At 64.9% G+C, this 15,758-nt stretch carries 16 protein-coding genes; 3 read left to right on the top strand and 13 right to left on the bottom strand.

What is annotated here, in order from left to right; genetic code table 11:
- Nucleotides 1–201 precede the first annotated feature (201 nt).
- Nucleotides 202–897 carry a helix-turn-helix domain-containing protein gene (locus GSH16_RS14445; protein WP_160856318.1) on the top strand — a complete coding sequence of 232 codons (696 nt, stop codon included), beginning with the start codon at nucleotides 202–204 and terminating at the stop codon, nucleotides 895–897.
- On the opposite strand, the gene GSH16_RS14440 is transcribed toward GSH16_RS14445, so the two are convergent.
- The 7 genes from GSH16_RS14440 to GSH16_RS14410 all read right to left on the bottom strand — a co-directional run bounded on the left by GSH16_RS14440 (nucleotide 894) and on the right by GSH16_RS14410 (nucleotide 8,361).
- Entirely contained in the window at nucleotides 894–1,784 is an 891-nt protein-coding gene (locus GSH16_RS14440) for a DMT family transporter (protein ID WP_328803246.1), read from the bottom strand. The two genes, GSH16_RS14445 and GSH16_RS14440, sit on opposite strands and share 4 nt — an antisense overlap.
- Nucleotides 1,785–1,787: 3 nt before the next feature.
- Nucleotides 1,788–2,684, bottom strand: coding sequence for an NAD(P)-dependent oxidoreductase (locus GSH16_RS14435; protein WP_160856317.1), 897 nt, complete (start codon nucleotides 2,682–2,684; stop codon nucleotides 1,788–1,790).
- 16 nt (nucleotides 2,685–2,700) lie between these two features.
- A complete protein-coding gene (locus GSH16_RS14430; protein ID WP_160856316.1) occupies nucleotides 2,701–3,558 on the bottom strand; it encodes a shikimate dehydrogenase family protein in 858 nt (285 codons plus the stop codon).
- Nucleotides 3,555–5,066, bottom strand: a complete 1,512-nt coding sequence (locus GSH16_RS14425) for a UxaA family hydrolase (protein WP_160856315.1) — start codon at nucleotides 5,064–5,066, stop codon at nucleotides 3,555–3,557. The genes GSH16_RS14430 and GSH16_RS14425 overlap by 4 nt, the downstream gene beginning before the upstream one ends.
- Nucleotides 5,067–5,075: 9 nt before the next feature.
- On the bottom strand, nucleotides 5,076–6,659 hold the full coding sequence (locus GSH16_RS14420; RefSeq protein ID WP_160856314.1) for a TRAP transporter large permease: 1,584 nt from the start codon (nucleotides 6,657–6,659) through the stop codon (nucleotides 5,076–5,078).
- A gap of 12 nt (nucleotides 6,660–6,671) precedes the next feature.
- Nucleotides 6,672–7,256, bottom strand: coding sequence for a TRAP transporter small permease subunit (locus GSH16_RS14415; protein WP_160856313.1), 585 nt, complete (start codon nucleotides 7,254–7,256; stop codon nucleotides 6,672–6,674).
- Nucleotides 7,257–7,329: 73 nt separating this feature from the next.
- Nucleotides 7,330–8,361: a TRAP transporter substrate-binding protein gene (locus GSH16_RS14410; RefSeq protein ID WP_160856312.1), complete on the bottom strand. Its 1,032-nt coding sequence runs from the start codon at nucleotides 8,359–8,361 to the stop codon at nucleotides 7,330–7,332.
- 205 nt (nucleotides 8,362–8,566) lie between these two features.
- Between GSH16_RS14410 and GSH16_RS14405 the strand changes: the two genes are divergently transcribed.
- Complete coding sequence (locus GSH16_RS14405) at nucleotides 8,567–9,250, top strand: GntR family transcriptional regulator (RefSeq protein WP_235913254.1); 684 nt, start codon at nucleotides 8,567–8,569, stop codon at nucleotides 9,248–9,250.
- A 4-nt stretch (nucleotides 9,251–9,254) separates the two neighbouring features.
- Here the strand turns inward: GSH16_RS14405 and GSH16_RS14400 are convergent, their stop codons facing one another.
- Complete coding sequence (locus GSH16_RS14400; RefSeq protein ID WP_160856310.1) at nucleotides 9,255–10,019, bottom strand: SDR family oxidoreductase; 765 nt, start codon at nucleotides 10,017–10,019, stop codon at nucleotides 9,255–9,257.
- A gap of 101 nt (nucleotides 10,020–10,120) precedes the next feature.
- Here GSH16_RS14400 and GSH16_RS14395 point away from each other — a divergent pair, with 101 nt between their 5' ends.
- On the top strand, nucleotides 10,121–11,080 hold the full coding sequence (locus GSH16_RS14395) for a 2-hydroxyacid dehydrogenase (protein WP_205524126.1): 960 nt from the start codon (nucleotides 10,121–10,123) through the stop codon (nucleotides 11,078–11,080).
- A 13-nt stretch (nucleotides 11,081–11,093) separates the two neighbouring features.
- Here GSH16_RS14395 and GSH16_RS14390 read toward each other — a convergent pair whose 3' ends face one another.
- The 5 genes from GSH16_RS14390 to GSH16_RS14370 are packed head-to-tail and all read right to left on the bottom strand — an operon-like array spanning nucleotide 11,094 to nucleotide 15,682.
- The gene (locus GSH16_RS14390; protein WP_160856309.1) at nucleotides 11,094–11,399 is read right to left on the bottom strand and encodes a DUF4387 family protein; all 306 of its coding nucleotides are present in this window, start codon (nucleotides 11,397–11,399) and stop codon (nucleotides 11,094–11,096) included.
- Nucleotides 11,396–12,751 (bottom strand): acyclic terpene utilization AtuA family protein, encoded by a 1,356-nt coding sequence (locus GSH16_RS14385; RefSeq protein WP_160856308.1) that lies wholly within the window; start codon nucleotides 12,749–12,751, stop codon nucleotides 11,396–11,398. The genes GSH16_RS14390 and GSH16_RS14385 overlap by 4 nt, the downstream gene beginning before the upstream one ends.
- Before the next feature lie 4 nt (nucleotides 12,752–12,755).
- Nucleotides 12,756–14,261, bottom strand: coding sequence for a tripartite tricarboxylate transporter permease (locus GSH16_RS14380; RefSeq protein ID WP_160856307.1), 1,506 nt, complete (start codon nucleotides 14,259–14,261; stop codon nucleotides 12,756–12,758).
- Nucleotides 14,262–14,273: 12 nt separating this feature from the next.
- Nucleotides 14,274–14,714, bottom strand: coding sequence for a tripartite tricarboxylate transporter TctB family protein (locus tag GSH16_RS14375; protein WP_160856306.1), 441 nt, complete (start codon nucleotides 14,712–14,714; stop codon nucleotides 14,274–14,276).
- Entirely contained in the window at nucleotides 14,714–15,682 is a 969-nt protein-coding gene (locus GSH16_RS14370; protein ID WP_160856305.1) for a Bug family tripartite tricarboxylate transporter substrate binding protein, read from the bottom strand. Before GSH16_RS14370 ends, GSH16_RS14375 begins: the two co-directional genes overlap by 1 nt.
- Nucleotides 15,683–15,758: the final 76 nt, after the last annotated feature.

Raw genomic sequence — 15,758 nt, 5'->3', positions numbered from 1 at the left:
CATTTTGAAAGGGAAGGGCAGCTGCGAACGCGGTCAGGCTTGACAGAATCGCGAAGGTGGACGCTAATTCCCTCAGGTTCGGCATTTGCGTTGACTTCGGCGCGAGGCTGCTGAATTCTTAGCAAATGGATCCGGCAAGAGATCCGTCAGAGGCAGAGCGTCCGCCGGTTGGTCGGCGGGGTGAGGGCAGGAGGATGGCCAATGCTGGCCAGACAACCGATCGGGCGTCATGCGGCGTCGGTCAAATATGATCTGATGACCGCCATGATGGTTCATGGACTGGCATCCGACAAGATTACACAGCGGCGCGTCATGCGCCTGATGCTGCTCGTCACCAGCCGTTACAACTGGCAGAAGGCCGAACTGTCGATCGGGCAGCAGGAGATTGCCCGCCTCTGGTCGGTTGACCCCCGCACGGTCAAACGTGAACTGGCCCATCTGAGGGCGCAGGGCTGGCTCACCGTAAAACGCGCAGGGGTGCGTGGCCGGGTTGCCACCTACGAGATCGGGTTCGACCGGATCATGGCGGACACGCGTGGTGAATGGCCCCGTGTCGGTGCGGATTTCGTCGCACGGATGGACCAGCCGAAAACCGAAGACGCAGTTGCCAACCCGAACGTCGTGCCCTTTGCGCGGGCGCCGGCGTCGGTCCCGACGGCTGACGGATCGGCCTGGTCGGCGGCTGCCGCCGCGCTCCATGCCGAAGACCCCGTGCTCTTCGGCGCGTGGTTGCAACCGCTCATCGATGCGGGGCAGGGGGGGCCGATCTGCCAGTTGATCGCGCCGAGCCGCTTCCACGCCACCTATGTCCAGACCCATTTCGCCGACCGGATCCTGCGCCACCTGTCGCGGCACGACCCGTCGATTCGTGACGTGCGGATCCTTGCGGCGGATTAGGCATTGGCCCGCGTCCGGCCCTCGCGCAGCCAGAGCACCAGTCCGGATCCGACGATGATCGCCGCCCCGATCACGGCATTGCGGTCGGGCAGCGTGTCGAACAGGAGCCAGGACCAGGCCGTGAGGTAGAGCAGGAACGAGTAGGAAAACGGTGACAAGAGGCTTGGTGGCGCATAGCCGTGGGCCCGTGTCAGCAACTCATGGCCGGCCCAGCCGAAAAAGCCGAGCGCACAAAGAAGCACCCAGTCGCGGGCGGTCTCGGGCGATTGCCAGGTGACCAGCGCGAAGGGCAGGAGGGCCACCGCGCCGACAAGACCGCTGAAAAGCTGCTGCAGATCGGTGGAGGCCCGGCCAGACAGATAGCGGGTGAGCAGCGTGTATCCGGCCAGTGTTGCGGCGGCGCTGAGTGAATAGAGAACCGCCCAGTCGAGCCCGCCGCCAAAGGGACGGATCGCGACGAGAATGCCCGCGAACCCCGTCAGGCAGGCCCCCCAGCGCCAGGGGCCGACCCGTTCGCCCAGAACCGGACCTGACAGCAGGCAGATAATGAGCGGGCTGGAGAACATGATGGTGGCCGTGAGCGTCAGGGGCAGAGTCTGCAGGGCCGCGAAGTTGAGGAGCGTCGAGAGCGCCAGAAGCGCCCCGCGCAGGATGACGAGCCAGAGGTCACGGCGCCCCGGCCAGGTCAGCCGGTTGGCGCGCAGCCGCGCGATGGAAATCACGACATGGCCCGCATAGCGCATAAAAACGAGCTGGAAGACCGGCAGACCCAGAAGCGCCAGCCATTTCACGCTCGTGTCGATGCAGGAGAACAGCAGATAGGCGCAGAGCATCATCCCGATCCCGCGCACCGGCCGGTCTTCGCGCGCGGGCAGGGGGGCGGTCACGGGTCAGCCGGTCCGGCCGGAATTCAGCGCCGCGAAGAAGCCGACCAGTTCGGGCACCAGATTGTCGCCGAACCCGTCATCGACCGCGCGTTGCAACGTGGCGCGCGTCGCGGGCGAGATCAGGCTCGTGGCGCCCGCATCCTCCGTCATCTGGGCATAGTAGCCCACATCCTTCAGCGCATTGCGGATCGAGAAGATCAGCTGGTTCGGATCACCGTCGACGGCGTTGGCTTTGATGAAATCCATCATTCCGGAATGGAGCGGCCCGGCGGACATGACCTTGTAGAGCGTGGCGCGCGGGATGCCCGCCTTGTCGGCGGAGGCGAAAGCTTCGGACATGGCGCTGGCCGTCGTCATTGCGAAGAAATTGTTGATCAGCTTGATCGTGTGGCCGGTCCCGAGCGGGCCGAGGTGAAAAACATTCTCCCCCAGATCGTCGAGCACGGGGCGGACCTTGGCGAATGTGTCGGGATCGCCGGAGCCCATGATGTTCAACTCGCCCTTGCGCCCGTGTGTCGGTGTGCGCCCCAGCGGCGCGTCCAGATAGGTGCCGCCGGCCGCGGCAACCTCGTCCCCCAGCGCCTGCGTCGAGCCGGGCAGGGAGGTGCCGAAATCGATGACGACTGCACCCTCGCGCAGACCCGCGATCACCCCATCAGGACCGCGCATCCGGCTTTCAACCGAGGCGGACGTGTCCATGCAGAGCATGGTGATGTCGCTTGCCGCGGCAACCTCGCGCGCGGTCGCAACCTCCGACGCCCCGCGTTCGACGACGGCGTCAATGTTGGCACGGCTGCGGTTGGCCACCACCGTCAGCGGATAGCCGAGATCGAGCAGCCGGTGGCACATGGCGACCCCCATCTGGCCGAGGCCAATGAAACCAAGCGCAGGACGGGACATGGAATTTCCTCTCTTTTCAGTTGGTTGTTGGTCGCAAATCGGCCAGAAGATCGAGCGCGTCCGCCGGGGCCGCGCCAGTGCCGAGATAGGCCTCGAAACTGTCGACAGCCATATGGCGGAACAGGTCGAACCCGCTCAGGCAGGTCAGGCCCTGATCCGCGGCGCGGGTCAGGAAAGGCGTATCCGGCGGGGTGTAGACGGCATCGAAGGCCCAGGTCTGGCCCCCGACGAGCTTCGGGTCGAAAGCCGTTCCGGGGTTGTAGCCCATGCCGAGTGCGGTGGCGTTGACGAGCCCGTCTGCCTCCAGAATCGCGCCACGCGCGTCGACCGGATCGATTGCGCGGATTTTCGATCCGAAGTCGGCGGCCAGTGCGGCCGCACGCCCCGGTTCAGGGTCCCAGACGGCGATTTCGTCGGCTTCCAGCCGTAGGAGTGCCGGCGCGATGGCCCGTGCGACACCGCCCGCGCCGGCCATGGCCACGCGTCCGGGCTGGGTGACAGGCATCTCGGCCCGCCAGAGCGACTTGAAGCCGGTATAGTCGGTATTGTGGCCGACCACCCGTTCGTGATCGGGATCGAAAACGAGCGTGTTGCACGCACCCAGATGCGCAACGCGCGGCAGCATGCCGTCGCCGGCCAGCGCAGCGGCTTCGGTCTTGTGCGGATGGGTGACCGTCACGCCGGTCCAGCCCTTCTCGCGGCAGTCGGCAACAGTTGCGGCAAAGTCGAAATCCGGGTCTTCGGCGCTGTCGATTGCGGTGAACTCGAACCCGTGGCCCGTGGCGTCCGCCAGCCGGCCGAGCGCGGCGGACAGGCGCGACTGGCCGATATGGGCGCCGATCAGGCCGGCGATCAGTGGCGCCGCATCGCTCACATCACCGCTCCGATCTGCCAAGGCACGAATTCATAGTCACCCAGCCCCTGCGCCTCGGATTTCGTGGCCCGGCCGGAGGCCGTGTCGAGGAACATGCGATAGATCTCACGGCCCTTTTCCTCCAGCGAGACGGACCCGTCGAGAATTTCGCCCGTGTTGATGTCCATGTCATCGACCATGCGGGCATACATCTCGGAATTGGTCGCGACCTTGATGCAAGGCGCGGGTTTCGAGCCGAAGGCGGAACCGCGCCCGGTGGTGAAGACGACGAGGTTTGCGCCGGAGGCAATCTGCCCGGTAACCGAGGCCGGGTCATAGCCCGGCGAATCCATGAAGACGAAGCCGCGCGCGCGCACCTGCTCGGCATAGCGGTAGACCCCGTTCAGCGGGCTGGTGCCGCCCTTGGCCGCGGCGCCGAGCGATTTTTCGAGGATCGTGGTCAGCCCGCCGGCCTTGTTGCCGGGCGAGGGGTTATTGTCCATCGAGCCGCGATTCCGTGCGGTATAATCCTCCCACCAGCGGATCCGGTCGATCAGCTGGTGGCCGATCTGTTCGGTGGCTGCGCGGCGTGTCAGCAGATGTTCCGCGCCGTAGATCTCGGGCGTCTCGGCCAGAATGCCGGTGCCGCCCTGCGCGACCAGCAGGTCGCAGGCATGGCCAAGTGCGGGGTTGGCGGTGATGCCGGACCAGGCGTCCGATCCGCCGCATTGCAGGGCCACGCTCAACTCGCTCGCGGGGCAGGGGGTGCGGCTGGCTTTGTTGGCTTCGGGCAGCATCGCCTCGACCTTGGCGATCCCGGCTTCCACCGTGCGTTGCAATCCGGCGACCGACTGGATGTTCATGGTCTGGAAGAGCGGCCCCTGTTCGAGGCCATACGCCTCCAGCAGCCAGTCGATCTGGTTGATTTCGCACCCCAGCCCGACCATGACGACTCCGGCGTGGTTCGGGTGCCGCGCATAGCCCCACATGACGCGCTGGAGCGCCTCGAACCCGTCCCCGTCGGCGGCCATGCCGCAGCCGGTGCCATGCACGAAGGCCACCACACCGTCGACATTGGGATAGTCGCGCAGTTTGTCCGGCGTGAAATGCGACGCGATGCGCCGGGCGGCGGTGGCCGAGCAGTTCACCGAGGTCACGATGGCGATATAGTTGCGCGTGCCGACCGACCCGTTGGCGCGCCGGTAGCCCTGAAACGTGTCGCGGGCTGCATCCGCGACCATCTCGACCGGGCGCAGGTCGGTCGCAAACTCATAATCCTGCGCGGTCGGGCGGAAATCGAGATTGTGGGTATGCACATGCGATCCGGCCAAGATCGGTTCATGGGCATAGCCGATGATCTGCGCATATTTGCGCACCGGTTCGCCGGCCGCGATATCGCGCAGGGCAATCTTGTGCCCCCGCGGCACCGCGTCCGCAGCGGTCACGCCCAGAAGCGTCTGGCCTGTCTCGATCCGTTGCGTGGCCGTCGCCACATCATCGTCGGCATCCAGCCTTACGGCTAAGTCCATCGGGCACTCCTACCGGAAGAACATGGTCAGTTCGGGGAAGAACAGGACCAGCATCAGGACGAAGATTTGCAGAGCGATGAACGGAAGGAAACCCCGGAAAATGTCCGGCAGGCTGATATGCGGCGGTGCGACCGACTTCAGGTAGAAGGCCGCCGGACCGAAGGGCGGTGACAGGAAGGACACCTGCATGTTGACGCAGAAGAGGATCCCGAACCAGACCGGCACGAAGGTCCGCGCATCGACGAGCGGCGAGAAGACGCCGATATCCTCTACCGGCAGGCGCAGGACGATCGGCAGGAAGACCGGCATGACCAGAAGCACGATCCCGACCCAGTCCATGAAGGCGCCGAGGAACAGGAAGATCACCATCATCAACAGCAGGATGCCGAGCGTCGGAAGCTCGGACCCGACGATCATGTTGGCCACATAGGTCGGCCCGCCGGCGATCGTGTAGGCGCCCGCAAGCGCGGTCGCGCCGAAGGTCACCCAGATGATCGTGCCGGTGGACTTGAAGGTCCGCATCAAGGCTTCCTTCACCAGCGTGAAGGAAAACTCCCCGCGCAGGATGATCAGGACAAGCACCGCGATCGTGCCCATGCCTGCGGCTTCTGTGATGCCGGTCACCCCGCCATAGATCGAGCCGAGCACGACGAAGACGACGACAAGCGGCGCGAGCAAGCCCTTGCCCACATCCCACGCCGCCTTGACCCGGGCCGGGCGGACGACGAACAGGAGCCAGGCCAGCATCACCAGTGTGACGATGCCGCTTTTCAGCATGAATTCCTGACTGACATAGACCGTATCCTCGTCGATCCGGTTGATGACGTTGAGGAAGAGCGCCCGCACCAGAAGCAGCGCCGAGGCACCGCCCACCATCATCGCGATGAGCGCGGAGCCGTAGAGGCGCTTCTGCGGGCCGGTCATGTCGTCCGGGCTCGGCTCGGGCAGGGGGGCAAGACTCGGCGTGATCCGGGTACGGATCATGATGTAGGCGATATAGCAGCTGGCCAGGATGAAGCCCGGCACGAAGGCGCCCTTGAAGAGCGCGTGGATTGAGGTCTCGGTGATCAGCCCGTACATGATAAGCACGATGGAGGGCGGGATCATGGTGCCGAGCGAGCCGGAGGCACAGATCGTGCCGATGGCGAGATTCTGGTCATAGCCGAGCCGGAGCATCTGGGGCAGGGCGATCAGGCCAAGGAGGACGACCTCGCCGCCGATGATGCCCGACATGGCGGCCATGACGACCGCCATCAGCGAGGTGACGATCGCGATGCCGCCGCGGGTCCGGTTCAGCCAGACCGAGAGCGAGGAATACATGTCCCGCGCGATGCCAGATCGTTCCAGCAGGGTCGCCATCAGGATGAAGAGCGGCACGGAGATGAGCACGTAGTCCGTCGTCAGCCCGTACATGCGCTGCGCGAGGATGTTGAGCGGGCCGGTGCCGAAATTCGAGAAGAGCAGGTCCGGTCCGAATTTCATCACCATCACGGCGACCGCGAGGAAGCCCGAGGCAAAGCCGAGCGGCATGCCGATGGCCAGAAGCCCGAGCATGCCCAGAAGCAGGACGAGCGAGATTGTCGAGATATCCATGTGCGACTGCCCTTAACCCCGGTCCTGGTCGGACTCGAGTTTCTCTTGTTCCGCGCGCAACTCTTCGACATCGATGTCGATTTCTTCCAGCGCGTCATGTTTTTCAGGTTCGCGATTCCAGTCGCAGATGAGGTTCGAGACCGCCTGGATCATCATCAGCACTAGCGTGACCAAGATGAGCGGTTTCATCGTCGCGGGGATCGGCGGATCCCACGCGGTGCCGAAGGTTTCCCAGCGCATCAGCTTGGCCCATGCCTCTCCGAACCCGCCCCAGATGGTCGCAAGGCAGAAAAGGATCAGCAGCAGGGTCGAGATCACGTCGAACAGGTGCTGCAACCAGCGTGGCGCAACATCGTAGAGGATGAAGATCCGGATATGGCTGCGCTGCTGCATCGCGTAGAGGCCGGCCAGCAGATAGACCATGCCCGCAAGCCAGAGCGACAGTTCGTTGGCCCAGAGCGTGGGCTTGGCGAAGACATAGCGGGCGACGACCTCGAAGAACATCACGCCGACGATCACCGCCGGCAGGATCATCGCGATGCGGCTCAACCGCCAGGTGACCTGGTCGACCGGCCCGGTGCGTTCATGTTCGATCATGCTGGATTGCCTTGTGCATGTGGTGCCGGGGCAGCCGCGCGGCCGCCCCGGTTTTTCGCATGGACCAGCCCGCTTACTGCGAGATCAGACCCAACTGCGTGAGGTAGGCGCGGTGGCTTTTGACCAGCGCGTCGGCTTCGGGCGTTTTCGCTGCCCAGCCGTCCCAGGCTTTCTGCGCCGCTGCACGGAAGGCTGCACGATCTTCCTCGGACCAGTTGTAGATGGTCACGCCCTGATCGGGCAGCATCGCAACCGCTTCGGCGTTCTTGACCTCGAAGGTCAACGCCGTTTGCAGCGCCAGCTTCTGCATGGCGGTGTCCATGATGCGCTTGTGATGCTCGGGCATCGCGTCCCACTTGGCCTTGTTGCAGGCCAGGTGATCGGACGGCATCGAGTGGAAGCCCGGATAGTTGGTGTGCTTGCCGATATCATAGAGGCCGAGGCCGACATTGTTGGCGATGCCCGACGCATCCGCGCCGTCGATGATCCCGGTTTCAAGCGCGGTGAAGATCTCGGTGAAATCCATCACGACCGGCTTGGCGCCAAGCTCTGCGAAGATCTCGGTCTCCAGCCCCGGCGGGGAGCGGAATTTCCAGTCCTTCAGATCCTCGGGACCAGCCAGCGGTTTGGTGGAGGCGAGCGATTCCTGCCCGTAGATCCACCAGCCGACAAGCTTCATGTCATATTTGCCATAGAGCTCGTCCGCCGCATCGAAGCCGCCGCCCTGATAGAGCCAGGACAGCTGCTGGTAGGGCGTGTCATAGCCGCCCATGATGTCGCCGACGAACTGGAAGGCCGGGTTCTTGCCGGTCTGATAGGCGCCACCGGTCATGTCGCAGTCGAGGATGCCCGTCGCGGCCGCGTCAAAGGTTTCCACCGATTTGACGACCGAGGACGAGTAGAACATCTCGATCTGGATCTCGCCGTTGGACATGGTCTGCACGTCATCGACAAATTGGGCGGCCAGTTTGCCCGACACGGTTTCCGGCGCGTAATGCGTCTGGATCCGCAGCTGGGTTTCCTGGGCCATGGCCCCGCTGATGGCCGATGCTGTCGCCAGACCGGCGACCGCCGCTGTTGCCAGCGCAGTCTTCATGAACTTCATCGCATTTCCTCCCGTTGGTCGCGGCTCGTGCCGCTGTTCTCCTGCGTCGGACCAGCGCGACCTGGTGACGCATGGGAAGGTTAGCGTTGGCCTTTTTTCGGGGCAAGAAATTTATCGAATTTCGTGGAATTTCAGTAACTCTTGAGAAATAACGAAATTTTCCGTAATTTCGCCTGAAAAAGACCGGGAGGGACATTCGGTGACCATGCGCAAGGCCGAGCCGGGCTCGGCCGCCATCTATCGTGACCTGCGGAGACGGCTCGTGGCCTCCGAATTTCCGCCCGCGCAACGGATGCGGTCCGCCCATATGCGGACCGAATATGGCGTTGCGGCCAGCACGATGCGCGAGGTCTTCTTCCGGCTCGCCAGTGAGGGATTTCTCGACTTCGAGGACCAGAAGGGGTTTCGCGTCCCGAAAATGGACGTGGCCATCCTGCATGATCTGACGGTGATGCGGCTCCTGCTGGAAAAAGAGGGCGCGCGCCTGTCGCTCGACCGCGGCGATCTGGAATGGGAAGCGCGGCTTGCCGCGGCCCATCACAAGCTGGCGCATCTCGAACAGCGGTTGCGGGACCGCAGCGCCGTCCGGACCGATCCTGAACTGGGTGATATCTGGAACGCGGCGGAATACGGGTTCCACGACACGCTCATGTCGGCTTGCGGGTCGCAAATGCTGCGCGACACCCACCGCCGCTTCTACGACCGGTTCCGGCAGTTCGTCGTGCAGCGCGACGGGAATGCCGGGTTTCTGGAGCAGAATATTGCCCAGCACAAAGCGATTCTCGATGCTGCGCTGGCACGCGACCAGGCGGCGACCGCCGCGGCGATCCATGATCATCTGGCGCACAATCTGATTGCCGATCCGGGAACGCCCGAGCCCGTGGCCTGACCGGTCACAGGCAGGCGGTGATGCCTCCGTCGACATGAATGGTCTGGCCGTTGACGAATGTGGATGCCGGACCGGCAAGGAACACTGCGGCGCCGACAAGTTCCTCGACCTCGCCCCAGCGGCCTGCGGGCGTCCGCGCTTCGAGCCAGGCTGTGAATGCGGGGTCTGCGGTGAGCGCCGCATTGAGCGGCGTGCGGAAATAGCCCGGCGCGATGGCGTTGACGTTGAGCCCTTTCGGCGCCCAGTCGGTCGCCATGCCGCGAGTCAGGTTCCGGATTGCGCCCTTGGTTGCGGTGTAGGGCGCGATGCCCTTGCGCGCCAGTTCGCTCTGGACCGAGGCAATGTTGATGATCCGGCCTGTGCCGCGCGGGATCATGTGGCGGGCCACGGCCTGCCCGACAAGGAACGCACTCGTCACATTGGTGGCAAGCAGCTGGTCCCAAGCTTCATGCGGAAACTCCTCGAGCGGCGCGCGGTGCTGCATGCCGGCATTGTTGATCAAGATATCGATCGGCCCCTCATCGCGTTCGATCCGGTCCACGGCCTCGGTCACCGCGGCAGGGTCGGTCACGTCGAAGGCGTGGGCCGTGACGGTCGCGCCGCGTGCTTCCATCGCGGCGCGGGCCTCTTCGAGCACATCCGCACGGCGCCCGTTCAGCACCAGCGTTGCACCATGTTCGGCCAACCCGCGGGCAAGGGCGCGGCCGATGCCAAGCGAGGATCCGGTGACAAGGGCACGGCGGCCCGTCAGGTCGAAAAGGGCGGACATCTGGCTCTCCTCCGTTGAACTGCGGCGAGACTAGCGGAAAACGTCTGGCCGCGGGCGGCATTTTCGCTACTGTCGGGGCGAACAGGAAAGGGAGAGATTTCATGGACCAGCATCTACTGCTCATCGGCAATGCGACGGACCGGATGTTGGACCGGATGAATGCGCTCTATACCGTGCACCGGATCGCCCCGCAGGACAGCCTGCCGGCCGATCTGGAAGGCGTGGCGGACCGGATCGTGGCCGTGGCGACAAACGGGCATGACGGGGTGCCCGATGCGGTGATGGATGCGCTGCCGAACCTGAAGATCATCGCCTGCTATGGTGTCGGCTATGACGCGATCGACGCGGCCCGCGCGGCGGCGCGTGGCATCATCGTCACCCATACGCCCGATGTGCTGAACAAGGAGGTCGCGAACACCGCGATCATGCTGATGCTGGCGGTAAGCCGCCGTCTCGTGACGCTCGATGCCTATGTGCGGTCCGGCGCCTGGGCGCGCGAGGGCGCGGCCCCGCTGACCCGCACGATCGAGGGCGCGACGGTCGGCATCCTCGGCATGGGCCGGATCGGAGAGACGATTGCAAAAAAACTCGAAGCGGGTTTCGGCGCCAGCATCGAATATTGCGCGCGAACGCCGAAGGAGCACTTGGGCTGGACCTATCACGCAACGCCCAAGGATCTTGCCGCCGCCGTCGATATTCTGGTCGTCATCACACCGGGCGGGCCGGACACGCGGCACTTGGTCGATCGGACGGTGATGGATGCGCTCGGACCGGAGGGCATGCTCGTCAATGTCGCCCGAGGATCGGTGGTGGACGAAGAGGCGATGATTGCCGCGCTGACCGATGGACGTCTCGGGTCGGCCGGGCTCGACGTGTTCGAAGCCGAACCGGTCGTGCCGCCGGAATTGTGCGGTCTGTCGAATGTGGTGCTGACGCCCCATGTTGGCAGTGCAACGGTCGAGACCCGTCAGGCGATGGGGGATCTGGTGCTCGACAATCTCGAGGCTTTCGCCAAGACTGGCCGCGCGGTCACGCCGGTGCCGGAATGCAAGGCGCTCTGACAGGCCTGGCCTGTCAGAGATCGACCTCCATTTCCGCCAGCAGATGCGCCCATTGGGCGCCATGCATGTCGCGGTCGCCAAGGCTGCCCTGAACGACAGGCCGCGGCAGGCTGATCTTGATGACGGACAGGTCGCTCAGGTCGAACCGCTTTATCGCGGACGGATCGGTGCCGAACCGCGTGGCCACCGCACGCGTGTCGAGCGCGGCGGACAGTGCCTCGAACTGGTCCGGCGATGCGCAGAAAATGTCGATCGTCACCCAGAAGGGGCCGGCATTTTTCGACCGGACCTTGGAGACGAGCGCGCCGATACGGGTCACGGGTCCACCTCCAGCCGGAAGGCCTCCATCGGGTCGTCCAGCGTCATGACATGGTTCAGGGCGAATTCGTAGACCGGTCCGCGGTCGCTCTGCGCCGGCGAATAGGGGAATGCGAAAGTGGGCAGTTCCTCATCCGGCGTCAGCGGGTGGTGCAGAAGGAACGGGTTCACGAGCTTCGCCATTTCGTCCGCCGTGGCCGCATCGGGTGCCGTCACGAGGCAGAGCACGCCGAGTTCCGGCGCCGTCCCCGTTTGCGCCTCCAGCGCGCCGAGCACGGCGTTCCTGCCGATCAGTCGGAACTCGAGATGGTAGGCGTCCCGCGTCAGGTCCATTTGCGCCGTGATCTTGCCGTGCAGGAACCGCTCAAGCCCGTCGACCCAGGCTGCGGCATTGGCGACGTAATGCGGGTCGCGCAGGAGCGCGAGGAGCGAGATCTGATGGCCGACGCGCCGCGCGCCCTCGAGCTTCACCTTGTAGATGGGATCGGGGTGCCAGACCGCGCCGCTGACGCGCACCCGGCCGTCACCCGCATCGACATAAGTCGCGGCCGACACGTCGAGATGCCCGCCCGGTTCGGTCAGCCGGACCGGATCCGCATTCTCGTAGAGCATATGCGCCGAGACAGAGCGCGGCGTGCAGGAGGCGCCCTCCTCCATCGCCTCGACGGTGAACCTGTCCGCCTCGAACGTCACAAGGATGACGCCGCTCGTCGGGTGGGTGGAACAGAGCGCCCCGCATTCCGCGATCTTGGCCCCGTGCCAGGCGATGCCGGGCGCCGTGCCGCGCCGCATCGGCATGGCGGCGATGGTTGCCGTGTCGGTGGTGCGGCCGGCGATGATGATATCCGCGCCGCTGTCGAGCGCGGCGCCGATCTGCTCAACCCCGGCAAGCGCGACCACATGGTCGAGCGATGCGATGCGGTCAGGGTCGAGCGACGGGGCTGGGGTCAGGTCGTGCACCCGCCCGTCCCCGAAGGCAGCGGCCACGCGGGCGGGTGGCTGTTCGCAATAGAGACGGGCAATGCGCAGCGTCTCGCCGCGCTCGGCAGCCAGTTCCTCGGTGATCGCGACCATCCAGTCGACCATTGCGTCGACCCCGCAGGTGCCGCTCGACCCGATGATGAGCGGCACGCCCAGTTCCGCGCGTGCCGCCATGATCTGCCGCCATTCCGCCTTGCAGGCGGCGCGGGAATATTTCGACGTGCCCGAGCCGAGGTAGAAGGGTCCGCTGTCGGTCGACCCGCCGTCAATGCAGATGGCATGCGGGGCCCGCGCCACTCCGGCGGCCAGAGCCTCGGCACTGAAGCCGAGCCCGAGCACGCCGGAGGGGACAAGGATGCGGGTCTCCGCCACCGGGTCAGTCCGTGATCCGCTGCGGCTTCTTCAGGAAGGGCCGCAGGAAGATCGGGGCGATGAACCCGGCGAATGCCGCGATCCAGAGCCCGATGGCAATCGGCGAGGAGAAGAGGAACGTCCAGTCTCCGCTGGAAATCACCATGGCGCGGCGCAGGCTGTCCTCCATCGCGTTGCCCAGAAGGATGCCGAGGATGATCGGCACCGTCGGCACGTCCATCTTGCGCAGGAAATAGCCGAGCACCCCGAAACCCACCATCAGGAGCAGGTCGAAATAGCTGCCCGAGAGCGAGTAGATCCCGACGAAGGAAATCATCGTGACACCGGGCAGCAGGACCCAAGGCGGGACCATCAGCACTTTGACGAAGATCTTCACCAGCGGCACGTTGAGGATGAGCAGCACCACATTGGCGATCAGGAGCGACGCGATCAGGCCCCAGACGACTTCGGGACGTTCGGTGAAGAGAAGCGGCCCGGGCGTGATGTTAAGCGTCATCAGGAGCGCCAGTAGAACTGCCGTGGTGCCTGATCCCGGCACACCCAGCGTCAGCATCGGCACGAGCGCACCGCCGGCAGCGGCATTGTTGCCCGCTTCGGGTGCCGCGATCCCCTTCGGATTGCCGGTGCCGAACGTGTCCTTGTCCCGTGCGACCGTTTTCTCTCCCATATAGGCAAGAAAGGAGCCGAGCGAGGCGCCGGCACCAGGCAGGACGCCCGCGACGAAGCCGATCAGGGATGCCCGCAGCATCGTCACCGTCGAGCGTCCGATGTCGCGGATCGGGATGGTGATCTTGTCGAGTTTCACCCCGATCGCACTGTCCTTGCCGTGGCTCTCGATGAAGAAGAAGACCTCGGCGACGGCGAAAAGCCCGACGATGGCGACAAGGAAATCGACCCCGTCCATCAGGTGCAGGTTGCCATAGGTGAAGCGCGGCATGCCGGTCGTGTTGTCGAGGCCGATCATCGCGATGCCAAGGCCGATACAGGCGGCGAGCGCCGATTTCGCCTGATTGTTGGAAGCCATGCCGCCGAGCGTGCAGAACGCCAGCAGATAGAGTGCGAAATATTCCGCGGGACCGAAGAGATAGGCGACCCGCGCCAGCAGGGGCGCCATGATGATGAGCCCGATGGTCGCCAGCAGGCCGCCGGCGAAGCTCGCAACGCCCGACAGGACGAGCGCATCGCCCGCGCGGCCCTGTTTGGCCATCGGATAACCGTCAAGCGTGGTCATCAGCGCCGGCTCGTCGCCGGGAATGTTGAGCAGGATGGAGCTGATCCGGCCGCCATACATGGCCCCGTAATAGACCGAGGTCATCAGGACGAGCGCCGAGGTGGCATCGAGGCCGAGCGTGAAGGCGAGCGGAATGAGGATCGCGACGCCGTTCGACGGGCCGAGGCCCGGCAACGCGCCGATGATCGTGCCGAGCACGCAGCCCAGCACGGCCAGCATCAGGGTGAAGGGGCTCAGCGCGACGCCGAAGCCGAGCGCAAGATTGGCAAGCGTGTCCATGTCGGGAACCCTTTAGCCGAACAGGCCCTTGGGCACGGCGAACAGCCCAAGCCCGAGCACATATTTGAAGAGGATGAAAAGCCCGCCCGACAGGCCGATGCCGGTCAGGATCGCAGGCCCGGCGCGCTGGCCGATCTGGTAGCTCAGAATACCGGCCGCGGCCGCCGTCGGCAGCAGAAAGCCGAGCGGTTTGAGGCTGTAGGCATAGCCGATCATCACCAGCGTTGCGATGCCGAGCTGGATGAAGCGCGAGGCCGCCGGCCAGTCCGGTTCGGGATCGGGCCGCAGGATCATCGACACGCCGCACAGGATCACCACGCAGCCGAGCAGGATGGGGAAGGTGCGCGACCCGACTGGGTCGGACAGGAAGCTGGCCTGGATCTGGAAGGCGCTCGCAACATATGCGAGCGCCACAATGATCACGACCAGACCAAGGATCCGGTCACTGGCCATTACTGGATGACCCCGATTTCCTTGGACAGGTCTACCGTCTGGGCGATGACACCGTCGATCCAGGACTGGAAATCATCCCCGACCTTGGTGAAGGGCGCGAGGCCGTTGGCGGCCATGGCTTCCTGCCACTCGGCGCTGTCCGCAACCATTTGCAGCTTCTCGCCCCAGGCGGAGAACTGCTCGTCGGTGATGTCCTTCGGCACATAGAGCCCGCGCCAGTTCACAGCGACAACGTCATAGCCCTGTTCCACGGCGGTCGGGATATCTTCAAAGCCGGGCACCCGCTCTTCGGTCAGGACCGCGAGCACGCGCACCTCGCCCGATTTCACAAAGCCCACCACTTCCGACATGTCGCCGGTCATGGCCTGCGTGAAGCCGCCGACGGTCTGGGTGATCGCATCCGCGCCGCCATCCACGCCGATATATTTGATCGCGCGGATATCGTCGAAGCCGCCTGCCTTGAGGACCTGCAGCGGTTTCATATGGTCGAAACCGCCGGCCGCGGAACCACCTGCGAAAGCCACCGAGCCCGGATCGGCCTTGATCGCCTCGACAAGGTCTTCAAGCGTCTGGAACTCGCTGTCGGCAGCAACCACGATCACGCCGGGATCGGCGCCGATCGCGCCGACGAACCGCACCTGATCGGCAGTGGCACCACCATAGGCATTCTGTGCCAGACGGGTGGTGGTGGCCGAGGAGGCGGCGACGATCAGGTCGGGATCGTCATTGCGCTCGTTGACCACATAGGCGAAGGCCAGACCGCCGCCGGCGCCGGCCATGTTGGTGACCTGCACCGGCTGGTCGACGGCGCCGATATCATACAGGATCTTGCCGATCTGACGGCAGGTGAAGTCCCAGCCACCGCCCGGGTTCGCAGGTGCGATACATTCCGTGGCGGATGCCGCGGTGCCGAGCGTCAGAGCGACAGCCGCGCCTGCCATCAGGCGCGAGAGCGAAGAAAAGTGCATTGGTTCCTCCCATAATGCATATGTGGCATCGGTCCGCCCCGCCTGTTTCGGGTGGCAGGGTTCGGCCCTTGCCCGT

The sequence above is a fragment of the Oceanomicrobium pacificus genome, from assembly GCF_009833495.1.
GTDB classification, from domain to species: Bacteria; Pseudomonadota; Alphaproteobacteria; order Rhodobacterales; family Rhodobacteraceae; genus Oceanomicrobium; species Oceanomicrobium pacificus.
This window is presented reverse-complemented; position numbering and strand designations above follow the sequence as displayed.